At 46.0% G+C, this 20,584-nt stretch carries 16 protein-coding genes; 9 read left to right on the top strand and 7 right to left on the bottom strand.

Annotation, left to right across the window (positions count from 1 at the left end; genetic code table 11):
• Positions 1-10 precede the first annotated feature (10 nt).
• On the top strand, positions 11-706 hold the full coding sequence (locus NST33_RS21220; protein ID WP_221825350.1) for a 5'-methylthioadenosine/adenosylhomocysteine nucleosidase: 696 nt from the start codon (positions 11-13) through the stop codon (positions 704-706).
• A gap of 110 nt (positions 707-816) precedes the next feature.
• Here the strand turns inward: NST33_RS21220 and NST33_RS21215 are convergent, their stop codons facing one another.
• Positions 817-1,449, bottom strand: a complete 633-nt coding sequence (locus NST33_RS21215; RefSeq protein ID WP_339304973.1) for a GNAT family N-acetyltransferase — start codon at positions 1,447-1,449, stop codon at positions 817-819.
• 296 nt (positions 1,450-1,745) lie between these two features.
• On the opposite strand from NST33_RS21215, the gene acsA reads away from it, so the two are divergent.
• Positions 1,746-3,470: an acetate--CoA ligase gene (gene acsA, locus NST33_RS21210; protein WP_339304971.1), complete on the top strand. Its 1,725-nt coding sequence runs from the start codon at positions 1,746-1,748 to the stop codon at positions 3,468-3,470.
• A gap of 240 nt (positions 3,471-3,710) precedes the next feature.
• Here acsA and NST33_RS21205 read toward each other — a convergent pair whose 3' ends face one another.
• From NST33_RS21205 to rpsD, 3 genes are all read right to left on the bottom strand, one after another.
• Entirely contained in the window at positions 3,711-6,806 is a 3,096-nt protein-coding gene (locus NST33_RS21205; RefSeq protein ID WP_339304969.1) for a transglycosylase domain-containing protein, read from the bottom strand.
• 229 nt (positions 6,807-7,035) lie between these two features.
• The gene (locus NST33_RS21200; RefSeq protein ID WP_339304967.1) at positions 7,036-9,165 is read right to left on the bottom strand and encodes a methyl-accepting chemotaxis protein; all 2,130 of its coding nucleotides are present in this window, start codon (positions 9,163-9,165) and stop codon (positions 7,036-7,038) included.
• A 165-nt stretch (positions 9,166-9,330) separates the two neighbouring features.
• Positions 9,331-9,930, bottom strand: coding sequence for a 30S ribosomal protein S4 (gene rpsD / locus NST33_RS21195; protein WP_062835377.1), 600 nt, complete (start codon positions 9,928-9,930; stop codon positions 9,331-9,333).
• A 465-nt stretch (positions 9,931-10,395) separates the two neighbouring features.
• On the opposite strand from rpsD, the gene NST33_RS21190 reads away from it, so the two are divergent.
• The 5 genes from NST33_RS21190 (at position 10,396) to NST33_RS21170 (ending at position 15,465) form a co-directional block, all read left to right on the top strand.
• Positions 10,396-12,387: a sensor domain-containing diguanylate cyclase gene (locus NST33_RS21190; RefSeq protein ID WP_221825339.1), complete on the top strand. Its 1,992-nt coding sequence runs from the start codon at positions 10,396-10,398 to the stop codon at positions 12,385-12,387.
• Positions 12,388-12,486: 99 nt separating this feature from the next.
• Positions 12,487-13,377 (top strand): hypothetical protein, encoded by an 891-nt coding sequence (locus NST33_RS21185; protein ID WP_221825336.1) that lies wholly within the window; start codon positions 12,487-12,489, stop codon positions 13,375-13,377.
• A 111-nt stretch (positions 13,378-13,488) separates the two neighbouring features.
• Positions 13,489-14,604 carry an aminopeptidase gene (locus NST33_RS21180; RefSeq protein ID WP_076211404.1) on the top strand — a complete coding sequence of 372 codons (1,116 nt, stop codon included), beginning with the start codon at positions 13,489-13,491 and terminating at the stop codon, positions 14,602-14,604.
• Between the two features lie 96 nt (positions 14,605-14,700).
• On the top strand, positions 14,701-14,946 hold the full coding sequence (locus NST33_RS21175) for an HPr family phosphocarrier protein (protein ID WP_036614658.1): 246 nt from the start codon (positions 14,701-14,703) through the stop codon (positions 14,944-14,946).
• A gap of 225 nt (positions 14,947-15,171) precedes the next feature.
• Entirely contained in the window at positions 15,172-15,465 is a 294-nt protein-coding gene (locus NST33_RS21170) for a YlaN family protein (protein WP_017687426.1), read from the top strand.
• A 234-nt stretch (positions 15,466-15,699) separates the two neighbouring features.
• Here the strand turns inward: NST33_RS21170 and cax are convergent, their stop codons facing one another.
• On the bottom strand, positions 15,700-16,770 hold the full coding sequence (cax, locus tag NST33_RS21165) for a calcium/proton exchanger (protein ID WP_036674882.1): 1,071 nt from the start codon (positions 16,768-16,770) through the stop codon (positions 15,700-15,702).
• A 184-nt stretch (positions 16,771-16,954) separates the two neighbouring features.
• Between cax and NST33_RS21160 the strand changes: the two genes are divergently transcribed.
• A complete protein-coding gene (locus NST33_RS21160; RefSeq protein ID WP_017687428.1) occupies positions 16,955-17,317 on the top strand; it encodes an Asp23/Gls24 family envelope stress response protein in 363 nt (120 codons plus the stop codon).
• Between the two features lie 129 nt (positions 17,318-17,446).
• Here the strand turns inward: NST33_RS21160 and ftsW are convergent, their stop codons facing one another.
• Together ftsW and NST33_RS21150 are read right to left on the bottom strand one after the other, a co-directional pair.
• Positions 17,447-18,736, bottom strand: coding sequence for a putative lipid II flippase FtsW (gene ftsW / locus NST33_RS21155; RefSeq protein WP_221825333.1), 1,290 nt, complete (start codon positions 18,734-18,736; stop codon positions 17,447-17,449).
• A 13-nt stretch (positions 18,737-18,749) separates the two neighbouring features.
• Positions 18,750-19,097 carry a YugN family protein gene (locus NST33_RS21150; RefSeq protein WP_339304963.1) on the bottom strand — a complete coding sequence of 116 codons (348 nt, stop codon included), beginning with the start codon at positions 19,095-19,097 and terminating at the stop codon, positions 18,750-18,752.
• Positions 19,098-19,307: 210 nt separating this feature from the next.
• Between NST33_RS21150 and NST33_RS21145 the strand changes: the two genes are divergently transcribed.
• Entirely contained in the window at positions 19,308-20,477 is a 1,170-nt protein-coding gene (locus NST33_RS21145; protein ID WP_339304961.1) for a M20 family metallopeptidase, read from the top strand.
• The last annotated feature ends 107 nt before the right edge of the window (positions 20,478-20,584 follow it).

The raw sequence follows: 20,584 nt of genomic DNA, 5'->3' as shown, positions 1-20,584 counted from the left end.
GTATCAGAAGATGCGTGAAACGATTGGTATCATCGGAGCGATGGATGAGGAAGTTGAGCTTTTGCTGGCAGGTATGAAGCAACTTGAGACGGTCAAACAAACCGGTATAACATACGTTGCCGGCGAGTGGCTGGGCAAGCAGATTGTCGTGTGCAAATCCGGCGTAGGTAAAGTAAATGCAGCGGTTACAACGCAGATCTTGATTGATCGTTTTCAGGTTAATCGGATTATCTTCACAGGTGTTGCGGGTGCAGTTAACCCGGAACTGAACATTGGAGATATGGTTATATCGTCTGTATGTGTTCAGCACGACATGGATGTAACGCCACTGGGGTTCGCACGCGGGGTTATTCCTTACCAGGAGACATCTGCATTCCCTGCCGAGGCTTCGCTTATTACACTGGCTGAAGAAGCATGTAAAGCTCAGGGAGCCAATTACCTGATCGGTAAAGTGTTATCTGGAGACCAATTTATTGCGAATAAAGATACGGTTAAGATGTTATATACTGAAATGGACGGTGCATGTGCCGAGATGGAAGGGGCAGCAGTTGCTCAGGTCTGTTACATGAATCGAGTACCATTTGTTGTCCTGCGTGGGATGTCAGATAAAGCGGATGGTTCGGCGCATGTTAACTTTGCTGAATTTACCGTGGAATCTTCGCAGCGTTCACACCGTATTGTGGAGCACATGTTAGAAAATATGTAATGGCAGTAACTTGAAAAACCGCCTTTCGATTAGCTGTTCCATGAAGTATGGAGCAACGCTGCGAGAGGCGGTTTTTGTTATGTATATCGTTTGTCGAACAGATCATTGACTTAGTACATGAACCGATGGCGGAAGCGTACACGATCAAACTGTTCTTCCGATGTGATGGGCACCTGACTTCCGATTCGCACCATCAAACAGTTCGCAGGATGTGAACAGATTTCGGGGTCGTCTGTTGCATACCAGGTCATATCGATCGTTTCCATCAGCCTCTCCATCATTTTGCGATAATCCCATACGTTTAGTCCGCTGCCCTTCAGATCCCAATGCCAATAATATTCTGTGGTGAAAATAATGTAGTTCTCCATGTATTTATCTTCCAGAGCAGTAAGCAACATCTCACGTCCAATGCCAAGGGAGCGATAGTCATCCGCAACTTCGATTGCCCCAAGCTCAATCAGATCAGTCATGTTGCCCTCTGACCAGCGTTCACAATCATCCGCATAATGAAAGGTTACATAACCGATAATCGTTTCATTTTCGTGTGCAATGATAATTCGCCCTTCAGGCAATGCTGCGATCTCTGCGAGAGCTTCCTGCTGCTCCGTTGGGCGCCGAAAGGCATCCAGATCCGGATGGAAGACAAGACGGGTTATCTCCTCGGCCTGCACGGGGCCTTCAACAGTAATTCGGTGGGCGGACTTGAAGATGGAACGCATATGATATTCTTTGATATGTTCCATGGTTCATGCTCCTCTCTCTCCTACTTATAGAGGTTGTTCCAAAAGGAACGCTATAGCAAAAATCCAAAAAATTGAAAAGCCATAGACGACAATTGAAAAGATTTGCTATAATTGCGTAGACAAAAAATGTTCACAATTCAATACAGTATAGTTAACATCTGTTTGGCCGAGCAAGTACATGATGAGAAGTTCTCTCTACTAATGTAAGCGCTAACTGGAAGTTCAGTCAACACAAAGGCAATGAGGATTGACCCCTAACGGGAATCGAAATGTCGAGTTGAAGGAGGCTGGCAAGCATGAGTCAAGCACATGGTGAGATGCTGCAAACGGTTGTGTCCGAATCTAACCTGGGCGATTACACGGAGGCGAGAAGCCGGTTCGATTGGGAATCGGTGGAAAGGCACTTTACGTGGCACGCCAGCGGAAAAGTAAACATGGCGCATGAAGCGATTGATCGTCATGTACTGGAAGGAAGGGGCGGGAAAACCGCTTTATTGTATAGCGATGCTTCACGTGAAGAGGCCTATACTTTTGCTGATCTGAGCGAACAGTCGAGTCGGTTCGGGAACGTTCTCCGCAAATATGGCATAGCCAAAGGGGAACGGGTGTTTATTTTTATGCCTCGAAGTCCTGAGCTGTATTTTAGTCTTCTGGGCATATTGAAAGCTGGAGCCATCGCGGGTCCGTTGTTCGAAGCTTTTATGGAAACGGCAGTGAAGGATCGGCTGGAGGATAGCGGAGCAGTAGCACTCGTCACCACTCCGGAATTGCTAAAACGCATCAAACGTTCCGAATTGCCCGAACTCAAACATATATTTATTGTGGGTGGGGGCGTGCAGACTGAAGAAGGACTCATCGATTTTGATGCAGAGATGTCTGCCGCTTCGGATGAGATGGAAGTAGAGTGGCTGAATCGTGAGGATGGTTTGCTTATTCATTATACCTCAGGCTCAACGGGTAAACCCAAAGGGGTGTACCATGTTCAAAATGCCATGATTCAGCACTATTATACAGGTAAGGTTGTTCTGGATTTACGTGAGGATGATGTGTACTGGTGTACTGCTGACCCTGGTTGGGTGACAGGCACCTCTTACGGTATCTTTGCTCCATGGCTCAACGGAGTAACCAATGTGATACGAGGCGGTCGTTTCAGTCCTCAAGATTGGTACAGCACCATCCAGAAGAACAAAGTCACGATCTGGTACAGTGCACCAACGGCCTTCCGTATGCTGATGGGAGCGGGAGAAGAGACCATAGCCCAGTTTGATCTGAGCAGTCTGCGTCATGTCATGTCTGTTGGTGAACCGCTCAATCCGGAGGTTGTTCGTTGGGGATGGAAAGCCTATGGTCAGCGAATTCATGATACATGGTGGATGACGGAAACAGGTGCACAGCTGATCTGTAACTATCCCGGAATGCCAATCAAGCCTGGCTCCATGGGACGTCCGTTGCCTGGAATCGAAGCAGCCATTATTGATGATCGCGGGCAGGAATTGCCTCCGTACAGTATGGGTAATCTGGCCATACGGACACCTTGGCCATCCATGATGGCGAAGATCTGGAATAACCCTGCGAAATACGAGGAGTATTTCAGGCTTACGGGTTGGTATGTATCCGGTGACTCCGCTTATATGGATGAAGAAGGGTATTTCTGGTTCCAGGGACGGATTGATGATGTGATTAATTCGTCAGGGGAGCGTATCGGCCCCTTTGAAGTGGAGAGCAAGCTCGTGGAGCATCCTGCGGTAGCAGAGGCGGGCGTAATTGGTAAGCCGGATGTGACACGTGGGGAGATCATCAAGGCCTTTGTGGCGCTTCGTGAAGGATATGAGGCGACACCCGAGCTAAAAGAAGAGATCTATCGTTTTGTCAAAGAGGGCCTGTCTGCCCACGCAGCTCCGCGTGAGATTGAGTTTAAGGATAAACTGCCCAAGACACGTTCCGGCAAGATCATGCGCCGTGTCCTGAAAGCCTGGGAGCTTGATCTGCCAACAGGAGATCTATCCACCATTGAAGACTAACGCGACAGTGCTAGGATCATCAATGTGTTGGTATCGATGGTCATGCATTGAGTAGTGGGTAAGAAGTTAATATTCTGCGGTTCCAAATACAGTGACTCTACCCATTAAAATGGATTATAAAAGCCTGTTTTATGCCAATGGCATGAAGCAGGCTTTTTGGCTTACTGTAAATACAAATAAAAAGCCGCACACTCAGATACAGTCTGAGGATGCGGCTTGTTTTGGAACGTTATGCCTGATTCAGGGTTGAAAATGTATGGCTGCAGAAGGTTCGGATTCACCCGCACTGTTGCTGGCAGATACCTTGAACCATCCACTGGTCGATGCGGGTACTCCATAATCCATGGTATTTCCCGCTGTTGTTCCAATTTTGGTGTAAGGAGCTGAGCCTGTTTCACTGTAATATACAGCATAACTATCTGCGTTTGGACTGGATGCCCATTGAATACGCAGTCCTTGAGAGAGGGCAGATACGCTGACTTGACCAGGTGTGCCTGGGGCTGTCGTTGTTGTATTATCGGTCTGCGTTTCTCCTGGTGTAATGACTGTACCTGGAACTTCAATTGGCTCATTAATCTCTTCTTCCACAGGAGGAGCTACACCAGCACTATTTACTGTAGCGCTAGGAGCAGATTCTCTGCCGGCAACATCCACTGCCGTTACATAGAAGGCGAAGTTACCGCCTTGCGCTGCATATGCAGAGAATGATCTGGAATCACCAGTCAGGACAACCTGACCCTGGTTCTGGAATCCTCCGCCGTTTACAGAACGGTACAAACGATAACCCACGACATCATTTTCAGGTGTGGCATTAAATGTAATGACAGCTGTGTCACCTGAGGTTGAGATGCGTACGTTGCCTGGTGCATCAGGAGCTTTGCCGTTATCCGTCCTTGGATCAATCTGTGTTGGCATGTCTGCACCAGCATCTTCAGGAAGATAATAAGCAAGTGACTCATGTCGACTCATACGTGAGAATGCATTTTGCAATTCTTTGATGAGATCCGAGATTGGTTTTTTACGCTTGATGACTGTTTTTTCCTTCAACATGTCCGAAGGTGTTCCGTCACGCGGAATATAGTTTACACCATTGTAAGTAATGTACTTGGCTTTGGCTACACCGTCATCGCTATCCTTCGGAACAAACTTGCTGTTGAAAATATCCGTAACAAATTTGTCAGTCATGGATGTTGGCAACTTGCCACTGTATGCAGACACCGTGCGCGTTTCGATGCCAGACGGTTTTTTGAACGAATCCGTAACGAACAGATCTTTTTGCGTATCGATCACTTCGTTCAGGATTTTCGACCATAGTTGCTGCGCACGTTTTCTCTGTGATTTACTTTCCAGCGTATTCACGGGCTGTTTGTATCCAACCCACACGCCAAGTGTGACATCTGGTGTATAACCTTCAAACCAGACATCTGCGTAGTTTTGAGTGGAACCCGTTTTACCTACGATTGGCACACTCTTGGAATATTTGTAATTTTCACGTACTTTATCTGCCGTTCCTTCTGTAATAACGGTCCGCAGCATATCGGTCATCAGGTATGCTGTCTGCTCCGAGAAGGCTTGGACAGGTTCAGTATCATGTTTATAAACGATGTTTCCTTTGGAATCTACAATTTTGCTAATCATGTAAGAATCGTTATATACACCCTTATTGGCGATAGCACCATAGGCACTGGTTAATTCTTCAACGGTTACACCGTATTGGAGACCTCCGAGAACACCGGTCTGAGCCTGATAGTCTTCCTTCTGGATGGTGGTAATCCCCAGTTTCTTGGCGAAGGTCCAAGCCTTCTCGATCCCTACTTCTTCATTAAACAACTTCAGAGCCGGTATATTAAGAGAATAATTCAGTGCTCTGCGGGCAGTGACCAGTCCCTGATACCGGTTGTTGGCATTCTTGGCAATGTGGTATCCGCTCGGACCATTTTTGAGAATGATCGGTGAGTCATCAATAATAGAAGCAGGTTGGACAAGACCTTCATCTAGCGCAGGAAGATAAGCGGCTATAGGTTTCATCGTTGAACCTGGCTGACGTATCATCTGCGTTGCATAGTTCATCTGTTCGTCCTGGAAATTCCGTCCCTCAATCATACCTAGAATAGCACCGGTTTTGTGATTAATCAGCATGGCAGCAGTTTGTTCTTTTCCTTTGACAGGATCATCTGCTGAGAAATTGCTGTCATCTTCCGCAATGGTACGCATCGTTTTGTAGATACTTTTGTTGATGGTCGTGTATATACGATATCCACCTGTCCGCAGTTGCGTCTGAGCATCCTCTAATAGTGCACTGCTTTCCTTCTGAGGTGTGGCTGCATCCGTAGCTTTGTCTGTAGATTCAGCTGTGTCGGAATTCAACTGTTTCATCAAAATCTGTGCAGCTTGTCGTTCCGTTTCCATCATAAGATATGGATAAGTGTTGTAAGCCTTGATGGTCTTCGGAGCTAGAGAGCTTTTGATATCAAAAGCAAGAGCTTTGTCATACTCGGACTGATTGATTTTGCCCAGTTCAAGCATACGGCGCAGTACCAGATGCTGACGGTTGATTGCGCGGTCAAAATTCTCCTCTACAAAATCACCTTTACCGTTAAAAGCGGAGTAAGAGGAGGGGAGTTGTGGCAATCCAGCAAGATAAGCAGCTTGAGCGATGTTGATTTTTTCTAGATCGTTAATATTGAACAATCCTTTGGCGGCCGCTTTGATTCCGTAAACGTTGTATCCGCTGGAACCATTACCAAAAGGAACTTTGTTCAGATAGGCTGTCATGATCTCGTCTTTGGTCAGGAAACGTTCGAGTCGGAGTGAGAGCAAAATTTCTTTCACTTTCCGATCTTCCGTGCGATCCAGATTCAAAAACACACGACGCGCCAATTGCTGAGTCAGTGTACTACCGCCGGTTTGTACTGATTCTTTCAGCACTTTCTGTTTCACGGCACGTAGTGTTCCGCTCATGTCTACACCTTTATGTTCGTAAAAATGATTGTCTTCAATCGAAATGACAGCATCAATAACCTTCTGTGGGATCTGGTCCGAAGTGACCGGACGCCTGTCTTCTTCCGTACGTAATTGACCGATCGGACTGCCGTCGGCAAAGTAAGCAAAGCCTGTGATGGAGTTTTCGCTGACTTTTTGTTCAATCAGGGCCCTTGAACGGACAGGCTCGTCTTTCACAATGGAACTGACGTATCCCATCAAAGCACCGCCTACAAATAGTGCCCCCATAAATCCTAGGACAACCATCCATTTGACGAAACTTCCCAGTCTGCGGGCAAAGCTGCGTTTGCGTACAGGCTGTTCATCGGGCTTTTTCTTATTAACATCAACCATTCAGTGTCTTCCTCCTTTTAACAGCACTTATTATAGCATAAAAAGGCGGGTTTGCATGCCTGAGAAATACAAGTAATGGTCGAAATTTGCCATTCTGCCATGCATTATGCTATATATCATGCGATATTGAAGCACATTTCATGAGTTGTAAGCCAAAATAAGCAGGCCACCTCCATGCTGAGGTGCATAGGGTGACCTGAATGATTTGTCGTATTGGAGGTCTTCTACATTAGGTTTTGAATCGTTGAATCAGTTCTAATAGTTCCTGGGTAAGATTAGCCAGTGAGGCAGATGCCGCCGTAATCTCTTCCATGGATGCGAGTTGTTCCTCAGAGGCGGAGGCAACACGAGTTGCATGATCTGCCGTCTCATGACCAATGGTTTTGAGTTTCACTAACGTGGCATCCACCTGCTGTGATCCAGCTGACATCTGCTGCGCAATGGCTGATACATGCTCAATCTGCTCATTAACATCTGTGATCTGTGATGAAATGGAGAGGAATAGTTCACCACTTTCATGAATCACTTCCGCTATATGGCTAACCTCGGCATTCCCCTGTTCCATATTTTCAACGAGAGAAAGGACCTCTTGCTGAACACTATGAATTAATGCTGCAATCTGCGCTGCCGATATTCTGGATTGTTCAGCCAGATTACGAATCTCGGAAGCAACAACACCAAAGCCGCGCCCATGTTCACCTGCTCGTGATGCTTCAATGGAAGCGTTAAGGGCAAGAAGATTGGTTTGTCGGCTAACTTCTGTGATCATGCCTGTAATATGGCCAATCTCTTCCGAACGTTGACGGAAATTCTCCAGTGCGGTCATGGACGTCTGCACAGAAGAGGTGGCACTATCGACCATACGCATGGCGGACTGAATCTTATCGGTTCCGACAGTTGTTCGCTCAGCCACAGCTCGCGATGAATCCGATACATCGGAGGCGGCCTTTGCAATTCTTCCGATCCCTGCAGATATTTCATTCATGGAACGGGAGGACTCTTGCAGCTCCTGCACCTGTTTACCTGCTTTATCTGCAACTTCGACTCCTGTTAATGCAATCAGTTCGGCTGCTTTACCTGTTTCTTCGGCACCTGCGGTCAATTGTTGAGAAGTAGAGCCGACAGATAAAGCATGTTCGGATATAACTGATATGGTATGCCGCAGTGTATCCATCATCTGATTCATATGACCCGCCATGACGCCAAATTCATCTTTGGATCGTACAGGTAACTTTTGTGTCAAATCCCCGCCAGCCAGCTGTCCAGCGACGATATTAACTTGATTCAACTGCCTTACAATGGTGACGATGGTGTAGGTAACCACACTTGCAAGCAGAAGGACAGCCAGTGCGGCAATCAGAATGGACCAGTTCAAGCTGTCATAGAAGGGTTGAAGGATATGGCTCTTTGGCAGCGCCGATACAAGGTACCAGTTTGAATCCGTTCCTTGTAACCTGGCGGGCTCGGCAATAAATAGTTCTTCCCCTACTTCAGGGTCAGTGGCGTAAAACTGAGACTCGCCAGATTGTATACGCTGAATAATTGTCTTCATTTCAGATGGAATTACGGCTACTTCATTAGCCAGTTCCGGTTTGGAGCCGTGTGCAGCAATCTGTCCTCCACTAGTAATCAGCATGGCATAACCCTGATCCGGATTAAGTGATGCTATATTTTGCTGAAAACGATCAATGGTAAAGTCGGCCCCAACAATGCCCAGAAAAGTTTTGTTTTCATCTAATAGAGGGAGGACAATCGAAACGAGTAGTGTTTCTTTTCCGCCAACTGTATAGGTAACTGGCTCGGACCAATAGATGGATTTGGTTTTCTTCGGCTGTTGATAGTATGTACTGGTTTCACTGTTTCCCTCATAGGTAGTCAGAGGCTCAAAATGCAGGGAGTTACCGTCCCGTATGGCGTAGGGGATGAAGCGGCCTGTAGCATCATCATAGTCATTTTTATTCACGTGATCCGCATCGTTTCCATCAAAGGCATTTGGTTCCCAGCCCGTATAAAAGCCAAAAACTTTCTCGTCCTTTTTCAGATACTGTTCAAGGAGTCTAACGACTTCTTCGCGGTTGAGAGACCCGTTCTGAGCGGCATCCAATAACGTGGTGCTCATGGTGTCCAATGTGTTTTTGACCTGATTAATGTCTGTCATAAACTCATTCGTAGCCCGGTTTGCTGCTTGTCCAGCAACAGTTTCGCCGTACTGGAGGCTTTTGTTGTAAATGGATTTGGTATTAAATGCAATCAGGGCTCCAATACAACAGAGTAATACGATCCCGAGTAAAAGTCCAAGCTTAACAGCGAGCTTGCGATTGCGAAAAAAAATGCATGTTTTAATCCCCCTCGATGTCATTCTTGTGATGTATATATGGATGTGTGCTTCTCCTGAAGGGAGTCTATATTTTATATCGTTATTTACGTTCCTATAATGAAGATAATTAAAAAAAAGCATAGAAAAACAGCTGCCGAGAAAATCTCGACAGCTGTTTGGATTGAAACTTTAATGTGATTGCAACGATTAACGGTTGTAGAACTCGACGATTTGTTTTTCATCGATGTCTTGGGACAATTCAGCACGCTCAGGCAAGCGGATGAATTTACCTTCTACAGCTGCTTCGTTGTATTCAACGTATGCTGGAAGATGCGAACGGCCTTCCAAAGCTTCTTTAACGGAAGAAAGAGCGCGGCTCTTCTCACGCAAGCCGATTACATCACCAGTGCTTACTTGGTAAGAAGCGATATCGACTTTTTTACCGTTTACAGTTACGTGACCGTGTGCTACCAACTGACGCGCTCCAGCGCGGGAGTTAGCGAACCCAAGGCGGTAAACGAGGTTGTCAAGGCGGCACTCAAGCAAGAACATGAAGTTCTCACCGGCAATACCTTGCATTTTTTGAGCTTTAGAGAACAGTGTGCGGAATTGCTTCTCGCCCAAACCGTACATGTGGCGCAATTTTTGTTTTTCTTGCAATTGCATACCGTAGTTGCTCATTTTTCTGCGTTGGTTAGCTCCGTGCTGACCTGGAGGGAAAGGGCGTTTCAATTCTTTGCCTGTTCCGCTAAGGGAAATGCCGAGGCGACGGCTCAATTTAAATTTAGGACCAGTGTAACGTGCCATGTTTAAAGTAGCTCCTTTTTAGTTAAAGTTCATATTAGGGCTCTGTTTGCGCTCCAATTTGTTGATGCGGGCTTGGCCTCGCATAGAACGATCAGGAAAGTTCAGCCGCTGTCCTGAAAGCAACAAAAAGAATGAGGGTGACACAACCGGTAATGCCCAAATTTAAAGACCCATTAGTAGTCTTCATCAACAATTTATATTACAGTTTAAGAGAAACAAAGTCAAGCATAGAATAAAAGCAAAAAAACGTCTAAATTTGTCGATAGGTCATTGGGCCTAAAATAATGGGACAATTTTCTGAAATATGGATGCAAAAAAGCTATAAACAGAGTAAAATAGATTGTATCTTAACTTTAAATCATCTTTATGTAACAAGGTTATCGCAACGAATTTGCAGGTTTGCGATAACGTCTGCAGATTAATGCATCCTGGTGGATGCAAAAACGGTGCAAAGGAGCGCCTGACATGTTAGAACATCTAAGAAGTTTACCTGCCAGCTTGAATTCACGAAGTTCGGGCGATTCCGCATCTTTTGCCGCTCCTCGTTCTCATGAAGAGCATGTGTTGTGGATGCAAAAAATGGATATCACACCTTTTGATTTTTCATATTTGGGCAGCTTGCTAGAGCAGGCATACAGTGACTGGAACTCCAGAGTGGGTTCAAGGCTGACCAGAACATCAACCTTTTACAGCGTTTGGAACACGGAAGGCGATTGCATAGGATACGATAGCGATCATGAAGCTGATCCGGGTGTAAATGCACGCAGGCTGGTATTGGAATGTTTGGATAAGAGACAGGTCCTGTCCCTTAAAGGGACAAGCGAACACGGAGAGTATCTTATAATAACACATCCCTTATTCTCCAGAACAAACAAGGATATGTTTGCCGTATTCACTGCTGTGATCTATGAATCCAATGGATATGAAACGTCTGAAGCTGTGGTTCAATCTGAGGCATTGCATTATCGCACCTGCTTTTACCGAAGATTTGAATACATATTTATGACGGACCTGTTACATGCTCATGAACAAACAGCTCGTGAGGAACACCGGAGGTCCATCCTCTTTCAGATTGTTCAGCGAATGCATGACAAAATGGATGTCGAGGCCATATTGGATGAGGTATTTGACAGTATGGACTACTTGTACCCGGCCACTTATATCAAATTGTATATGTCTCAGGATCAGAGCAATTCTGATCCACGGATTAAACCGTTGCTTGTCCACGAGCGAGGAGAAGATATTTGTGTGCGTTCATTTATGGAAGGTAAGCTGATCGTTGCTCGCTCAGATGATGCAGAGAACCGCATTGTAGATATAGGGATTCCGCTCAAAGGCAAACAAGGCATATACGGTGTGTTCCATATCGAAATGAATGAAGAGATTATGGAAGAATCGGACTTGCAATTGATTACGATGATGGTAGACACTGCAGGAACGGCCTTTGAGAACGCCAAGCTGCATGAACAATCCAATATGTTAATTCAGGAACTTCGTTTAATTAATGATCTTACACAGCGGTTGAACAAAAGCCTGCATCTTTCGGAGATCTATCAATTATCCGAGCAAGAGTTAAAGGAAATATTCCAGGCTGAAACGTGTTGCATTCTTCAACTCAATGACAGTACAAATGACTTCGAAGTCATGTCATCTAACGTGAAAGATGTTTTTCACCAATCCTTTTCTGTAGACTACGGTATCGCAGGTTTGGTGTACCGAACAGAGGAACCACTTATTATAGTTAATTATGCACAGTATGATAAAGTGTCCTCCTTTTTCATGGAAGATACGGGATCCATGTCACTGATTGCATCACCGATCAGAGTCAATGGTGAAGTGAAGGGTGCCATTTTGCTGGGACACAGTAGAGAGCACTACTTTTCATATGATAACTATCGGCTTTTGCAGATGTTATCCATCCATATCGGACTTGCTCTGTCAAATGCCACGCTGCATGCCGAGGTTCGGCGCTTGGCTAATCTGGATATGTTGACAGGTCTGTATGTGAGGCATTATCTGGACAGTGTGATTCACGAGCGACAGGCTCATGAATTCTGTGGCTCCCTCATTGTGGTGGATATTGATCAGTTCAAACAGGTGAATGACACATTCGGACACCAGACGGGGGATCAAGTATTGAAGCAAGTGAGTGAGATCGTCACCAGCTCTGTTCGCTCAGAGGATGTCTGTGCCAGATGGGGTGGAGAAGAACTGGCGATCTATATGCCACAGGTGAGTGTAAGGCAGGCGTTAGATTATGCGGAAGTGATTCGAAAGAGAGTCGAAGAAGAGACCAGACCGCCCGTTACAGTATCCAGTGGCATCGCAGAGTGGAATTGGATGGATGAAAAGGTCAGTGTAGAGTCCTTGTTTTATCGGGCTGATATGGCTTTGTACAGCGCCAAGAATGGTGGTCGGAACAGAATCGTTGTAGAGGAACAGAATGTAACACGTTAAGAGAACAATTCCAATTGCGGAGTCGTTCTCTTTTTTTTGTGCATCGGAGATCAAGTTGTGTATAGAAGGAAGTATAAGCGTATACGGGCGGGGCAATCTATGGAGAAAGTTCACGGAAGGGTGAAGATAGACATGTTTAACCGCCATTCGGTACGTACATTATGGTTATTTGTGAGCATCGTGATTATTGGTGTTCCGGGTTGTGGATTAATCCAGCGAGATCAAACGCCTGAAGAGGTTTTTTCCTTGGCTTTATCCGGGATAGCGGGAAAAGAAACATTGAGTTTTGAAGGAGAGGCAGGACTTCGACGGGAGAACAGTGGGCTGTTCGAAAATCAGTTCAAATTTGAAGGCAAGCTGGAGAATCATGATCGTCTGACCCTTCAGACCCGGTTACCAGGAGAAGTAACTGCTGTGGGGACAGGCATTCAAACAACTGCCGTAAAAAATAATGGACAGCCCAGTGGGTTTAGCGCCTCTTTCGAGCGGAAACAAGGGCAATGGATGGCATTGTCAGCGCAGCATGAGCCACTGCGAGGGTCTCTTTCTCGTTTTAACCCAATTGCCCAATTGGAGAAGATCGATGGGATGCACAAAACCATTCAATCCGAGTATGGTGCTGGTCGTCGAACCAGAACATTACGGATTGAACTTGCACCGGAAGACGCCAAATCATGGGCTGTAACCCAGCTAAACGACGAGATGAACGCCATTCGGTCAGAATATATGCATAAGGCAGCTTCGGTGAAAGGGGCGCGTAAGGAGAAGCTTGAGAAGGATCTGGAGAAAGTTTGGAAACAGGGTGAAACAACGATGCAACAGATGATGAAACAAGCGAGCGTGCAGACGGTATATCATCTCACGGTAGATCGGAAGAGCAGTCTGCCTCTTCGCTTATCCTCTGAAAGTCAGATGAGTTATACGGACAACAACCGTAAAAGTAACAAAGAAGCCCTTGTCACCGATGTTAACTTCAAGTCATATCAATAAACGAAGTGAGGGACTGCCTGCTGACGGGATGACTGTTCGCGTGCTACAATAGTATCGTAATTTACCGTTGTTCAATTCAAGTATGGCAGATGACAGGAGGATTTTACCAAGATGAAAGACCCAAGAATTCAAAAGCTTGCAGCAAATCTGGTGGGCTATTCAGTAGATGTACAGCCTGGTGAAAATGTATTGGTTGAGATGATTGGATCGGAACGTGATCTGATTAACGCCATTATTGAAGAGGTAGGCAAAAAAGGTGGTAACGTCTTTGTACAGTTGACTGATAAAACCGTACAGCGTGCGATGCTGAAAAATGCCACAGAAGAAATGATGAAAACATGGGCAGAGATTGATCTGAACCGTATGAAACAGATGGATTGTTACATCGGTATTCGCGCGGGAGAAAATGTGAATGATCTGTCCGATGTGCCGGAAGAAAAAATGAAAATGTACAATTCATTGTACTCCCACCCGGTACATAGCGAACAACGTGTCAAACATACGAAATGGGTTGTACTTCGTTACCCTAACGCAAGTATGGCGCAACTCGCCAATACAAGTACAGAAGCGTTCGAAGATTTCTACTTTGACGTATGTAACCTGGATTACGCCAAAATGGACAAAGCGCAGGACTCGCTCGCTAACCTGATGAAGCGGACGGACAAAGTTCGTATCACCGGACCAGGAACAGAGCTGAGCTTCTCCATTAAAGATATCGGTGCAGAGAAATGTTCTGGCCAAAAAAATATCCCGGATGGCGAAGTGTACAGTGCCCCTGTGCGCAATTCCGTGAACGGAACGATTAGTTATAACACACCAACGCTGTATAACGGAGTGACATTTGAAAATATCAAGTTCACGTTCGAGAATGGAAAAATCATTGAAGCCACAAGTAACGATACAGAGCGTTTGAATGAAATCCTGAATTCGGATGAGGGTGCTCGTCATATCGGTGAATTCGCGATTGGATTTAACCCGCATATTCTTCATCCGATGAAAGATATCCTGTTCGATGAGAAAATCGCAGGCAGCTTGCACTTTACACCGGGTCAGGCATACGAAGAAACGGACAATGGCAACCGCTCGTCCATCCACTGGGATCTGGTATTGATCCAGCGTCCGGATTACGGCGGCGGGGAGATTTATTTTGACGATGTGCTGATTCGCAAAGACGGTATCTTTGTTATTCCTGAGCTGGAATGCCTGAATCCGGACCGTTTGAAGTAGGAGCAGGATTTTGCTGTTGCTAGGAAAGCGGATTCACGGTATCATGTAGTGGTAATTAATAGATGATACCAATAGTAAAAAGACGGAGGGATTCCTATGTCGAGTAATAACGCGGCTGTAGTGGAAATTGCTCAAACAGCAGGCAAGTTTACTTCTTCAATCGTGCTTCATTCGGAGAACAAGTATATCGATGTAAAAAGTATTCTCGGATTGTTTACAACGCTGATCAGCACGCACAGCTATGAACTGCATGTTCATGGTCCAGATGCAGTTGAAGCAAAAGCAGCCATGTCAGAAGTATTTGCCAAGCATGGACTGAATGTAAGCATCGCATCTGAGTAATAGCTCTCAAGAAGCACCTTTGCCTTTTTAGGCAGGGGTGTTTTTTGGCATGAAATGATCTGAATACTCGTCTGGACGTGACTGGAACAGGTGGATTAAGCTTCAACAAAAGGCTTAACTTTGCGGGCTTATTTTGGTCAGGTTCTTGTATTAGCTCTTCATTTCGTCTAATATTAGAGGTAGAACGTCTTTACGCGATTTTTGGGACATAGGGGGGAAAAATGCATGACTTCATCTGATCTGCAGGACCAGCTGAATTTGAAAGCGATCAGTCTTCTTCAAGAAGATGCAGATAAAATACAGAAGCTTATTGAAGTACAGATGGAGAATCTGGCTACCCGCTACTGCCCTCTCTATGAGGAAGTATTGGATACACAGATGTATGGGTTCTCCAAGGAAGTTGATTTTGCTGTTCGTGCAGGGCTCCTTCCAGAAGGTGCAGGTAAGCAGCTGGTTAGCGCGCTTGAGCGGAATTTGGCAATTCTATATGAAGCCTTGAACAAGAAGAATGAGCAATAGCCTGCAAATGCGCGGGTCAGAATAGAAGGCATGCAGGCGTTTATGCATGCTTTTTTTGTACGTCTGAACGGGGATGGAGATATAGCCAGGCGGAAGGCGTATACGAGCAAAGAGACAGCACCGAATATATATTCGGGCTGTCTCTTATAGTTTAGATCGGAAGGTTGTTCTGTCATCGGAGTGTCCAGTGTAAATATTCTTTAGTTCAACTTATATCGCTACGTGAAGGCCTGGTTACACCAGGAAGAAGGATACACCGAGTATGATATATACCACGAGCAGGAGTAAACCTTCGTACCAATTCGTTGAACCATCTTGGGTAATGGACTTTGCAATAAATACGGATACGCCGATGGCGACCAACTCAATCGTTGTGAATACGATATCCATGGTTCTGCCTGTGAAGTAGCTGACAAAAATCAGTACAGGAGCAACGAAGAGCGCGATCTGCAAGCTGCTGCCAACCGCAATCTCAACGGCGGCTCCGATTTTATTTTTCATGGCAAGCATGATCGCTGCACTGTGTTCGGCCGCATTACCGATGATGGCGACAAGGAATGCACCGACAAACAGTTCGCTAAGTCCAAATTCCGAAGTGAAGACTTCGAGCGTGCCCACCAGCCATTCACTGACAAAGGCAACCATGACCGTTGCGAGCACCAGGTAGAGAATAGATTTTTTCTTGGACCATGCCGGAGCATGCTCATGAGGTAGCTCTTCATCGCGATCCTCAGTGACGTCTGCAAGGTAGTTCTTATGTGTCACCATGGAGAATAGCAACCACGCAATATAGGCGAGAATGAGCAATCCGGCCACGATGAGACTAAGTGTATTGGTGTCTTTCTGTGTAATGGAATGTGTATTGAGAAAGACTGCTGGAATAAACAGGGCAATGATGGCAACAATCATCAGGGAACCATTCAGACCTGCAAGTGAAACGTTATAATTCTGAATTTTGAACTTGAGTCCTCCGGCAAAAATACTTAACCCGAGCACTAACAACAGATTTCCGATGATGGAACCTGTCAGACTAGCTTTGACCATGTCGAAGAGCCCCTCTTTGACGAGGAAAATGGCGATGATCAATTCGGCGGCATTGCCGAAGGTTGCATTCAAGAATCCACCCAGCCGCTGTCCGGCGTAGTGGGCCACATTTTCGGTGGCTTTGCCTAAAAAACCGGCCACAAAAATAACCGAAATGGCTGATATCACGAACTGTAGAATCGAATCCCATTTCAAGTAGTGGGCGATGGCACTGAGTGCAAAGAACGCAATCAGCAAAATGGATGAAATCCGGTTTCTCACAACAAACACCTCGGTTATAAATTATTTTGTTTTTGAATTACACTGTAAATCGCTTATGAGATTATTTTCATATTTCAATATAACCAAATGGTGGTAGGTTGTAAACGCATCTTTTTGAGTTTAATTTGCTTTTTGGGGTGGAAAGGATTTAAAATACGAGTAACGAAGTGAAGGAGGATGTGGCATGGCAGAACAACTTCAACTGGAGAGCGGAAACATCCGGATTGCCGATGACGTGGTTGCAAAAATTGCCGGAATGGCTGCAATGGAAACACCCGGAATTGCCGCAATGTCTGGAGGATTGTCAGAGGGCTGGGCGAAGCGACTCAGCGGTAAAAACGTACAGAAAGGCGTGAGCGTTGAGGTCGGCCAGCTGGAAGCAGCCATTGACCTGCGCATCATCGTCCTGTACGAAACCCCGATTCATGAAGTTTCCCGTATGCTTCAGCAGAATGTAAGAGAAGCGGTAGAGACCATGACCGGATTACGCGTGGTTGAAGTCAATGTAAAGGTAGAAGGCGTATCTTTCAAAGGCGACGATCTGTAGAATTCGCAATCCGCAATGGAGGACAGAGCGATATTGACCTGTTCTTCATCTTGATAGACAGAATTGTACCGAGTACACACAAAAAGGCTGCGCATCCATTGGGTGCACAGCCTTTTTTGTGTTGTTTTTTTATCGAATCCGACGGATGGACTCCCGTGAACGAAGAGCAGGAGAGGTGCGAGTCTGTGTCTGTACAGTCACGGACTTGGTTTTCTCTTCCTTAATCACGTCCAGATTGTTGGTGCGTGAGATACTGAGCAGAATGCCCATGGCAACCATCATCACAAAGAGTGAGGTACCCCCATAACTGATAAACGGAAGCGTGACCCCCGTCACCGGAATGGTCTGAGTTACACCACCGATGTTGATAAATGCCTGAATCGCGATCAGTCCCATGATGCCTATGCCAACCAGTGTTCCGAATGGATCGGGACAGCGGAGAGAGACAATAATTCCGCGCCAGATGAAGTACAGGTAAACAAGCAGGAATAATGTACTTCCGATGAACCCAAGTTCTTCACCAATCACGGAGAAAATAAAGTCATTATAAGCATTTGGCAAATAGTGCAGCTTCATTGTACCTTGTCCAATTCCCGAACCTGTCATGCCGCCATCGCCAATGGCAACAAGAGAACGGTAGAGGTTGAGACTTCCGCCATTAATATCGGATAATGGATTCAAGAAAGCCTGAATACGTCCGATCTTGTAGTTCTGCTCCGCAGTGACTGCTGTTGTAGCAGTCATTGAGTCGGAAGGAGACATGGAAGAAAACAAGGAATTCGCTCCAAACGCCAGTGCCCCACCGAGCACAACCAGGAGAATCGAACCCAGGATATGTTTCATACTGGCTCCACCGGCATAGATCAAGAGACCACAGGTGGAGACCAGAATGAAGGTGGTACCGAAGTCTGGTTGCAGCATAATCAGTCCTGCGATGAATCCAACGATGAACAAGACGGGAACGTACCCTGTCTTGAAAACCCTGAATTTCTCACCTTTTTTGGTAATAAGAGCAGAGAGATAGAGAATGATAGCAATTTTCGCGAACTCTGCAGGCTGAAGACTGAAACCGAAAATGTGAATCCAGCTTCGTGCACCGTTCAATACTGCACCTGAGATCAAAACAATCACCAGCATGACCGTAGTGAGCAGGAAAAAGGGTGCATAGAGCTTTTTGTACTTGTTGAAGCGGATATTCATGGCAAAAAACATGCCAAATAGACCGATAATCGCCCACATAAGTTGTTTTTTCGTGAAGTAAAGGGCATCATTGTTAAATTTATCGCTTGCGATTGCAATGCTGGAACTGGAGCTGAATACCATCACCAGTCCAAAGCCCACCAACAATAAAGTGAGGATTAGCAGTTGAAAATCCGGCGTGCCTCTCTTCGTTTTCGTTTGGGCCGTTTGTTGTTTCATCGTTTGGCCCAGCCTATGCTTCCAGCAGTTCTTTGAGCTGCTGTAATTTTTCGGCTGCCAGCTTCACGACTGGTTGCGGAACGGAAGAGTCATAATCCAGGCCGTGAGGGAAAGTGGCTTTGCCAAGGTATACTGCTTCAACAGCAAGAACGGTATCCGGTTTTTCCAATTTGCCTTCCACAGCGCGGGTATTAATGCGTACAAAGTATTCTGAGTTGGTTTGTTCATCTTCAATTTTGTAGTCATATGTAGCACGGTAATATTCCCATTGCCACCGGACAAATCCGACTTTCTCGGCGCTCTCTTCCAGGTATGCCAAGTCGCTCTTCAAGCCATCCAAGCCTGTATTCTCAAAAATCATAAGCGTTTGATCCTCCTCATAAGCTTCCGAGTATAATTTCTCGAGTATTTCTCTAGTTCATGATAGTATGTTTCCCCTTCCCGTGCAAGCTTTCCGAAGGCGTTTCGTATCGGTTTTCTTCCAATTCTGCTACAATATACAGCAATAGGTTTGAAGAGGAAGGTTCGGGCTTGATCCAAGTCCCGTTTAAGATTGAAAGGGTGGAGAGACATGACTAATAATATATGGTGGGAAGATCTGCAGATCCACATGGTGGAATGGCGGCGTCACCTTCATCGCAATCCAGAGGTTTCCTTTCATGAGGAGAAGACATCCTCTTTTGTAGCGGATATGTTGGAGAGCTTTGGCGTGGAAGTGAGGCGTCATGTTGGTGGTCACGGGGTCATCGGTACCATTCGTGGGGACAAGCCGGGTCCTGTCGTCATGCTGCGAGCTGACATGGACGCACTGCCAATTCAGGATGAGAAGAATATTGAGTATGCATCACAACAAGCAGGGGCGATGCATGCATGCGGCCACGATGGTCATATCTCAATCTTGCTCGGTACGGCATTGTATTTCAGCCGTCACAAGCAGGAGATCCAAGGCGAGATTCGTTTTTTGTTCCAGCCAGCAGAAGAACTGCTGCCGGGCGGTGCAGTTCAGGTCATTGAGGATGGTGCGCTTGAAGGCGTGGATGTCATATACGGAATTCATCTGTGGACCCCGCTGCCTGTAGGTGTTGTTGCCAGTAAAGCAGGACCGATGATGGCGGCGGCGGACGATTTTTACATTGAGATCAAAGGCAAAGGTGGACATGGCGGGATGCCACAATCCACGATAGATAGTCTTATCGCGGGTTCTGCGCTTGTGATGCAGCTTCAGACCGTTGTCAGTCGTTCGGTTGATCCATTGCAACCCGCGGTGCTGACCATTGGTACAATGCAGGCGGGCTCGGCTCAGAATGTAATTGCAGAGCAATGCAAAATGAGCGGTACGGTAAGAACGTTTGATGAAGAGACCCGAAACGGGATGAAAGAGCGTGTGCTTACCATGGTAGCCCAGACAGGGGCAGCTTATGGAGCAGAAACGCAAGTGAAATATATTATGGGATATCCGCCTGTGGTGAACGATGAACAGGAGACAGCACGTTTCTTCAGAGAAGCTACAGAATTATTTGGGGCAGAACGAGTGCAAGCTTCCCCAATGCTGATGCCAGCGGAAGATTTTGCTTATTATCTACAGAAGGTTCCAGGGTGCTTTATGTTTGTTGGAGCAGGTAACCCGGATAAAAATGCGATCTATCCGCATCATCATCCGATGTTTGATTTTGATGAAGACGCGATGCAGACAGCCGTGAGATTATTTATCGCCATGGCTAAGGGTTACACAGCCGAATGACTTTATAGCCAGTTGGGCATCCTGTTCATACCGAGGTATGGGCAGGATGTTTTTTTGTGGATTTTTATAGATGTTGTTCAAAAAGTCCATCTTCTCGGTACTGAAAA

Origin of the sequence: Paenibacillus sp. FSL L8-0435, from assembly GCF_037965655.1 — a bacterium.
Classification (GTDB): Bacteria; Bacillota; Bacilli; order Paenibacillales; family Paenibacillaceae; genus Paenibacillus.
The sequence above is the reverse complement of the archived record's forward strand: the minus strand, read 5'-3'. Positions and strand labels throughout refer to the sequence as shown.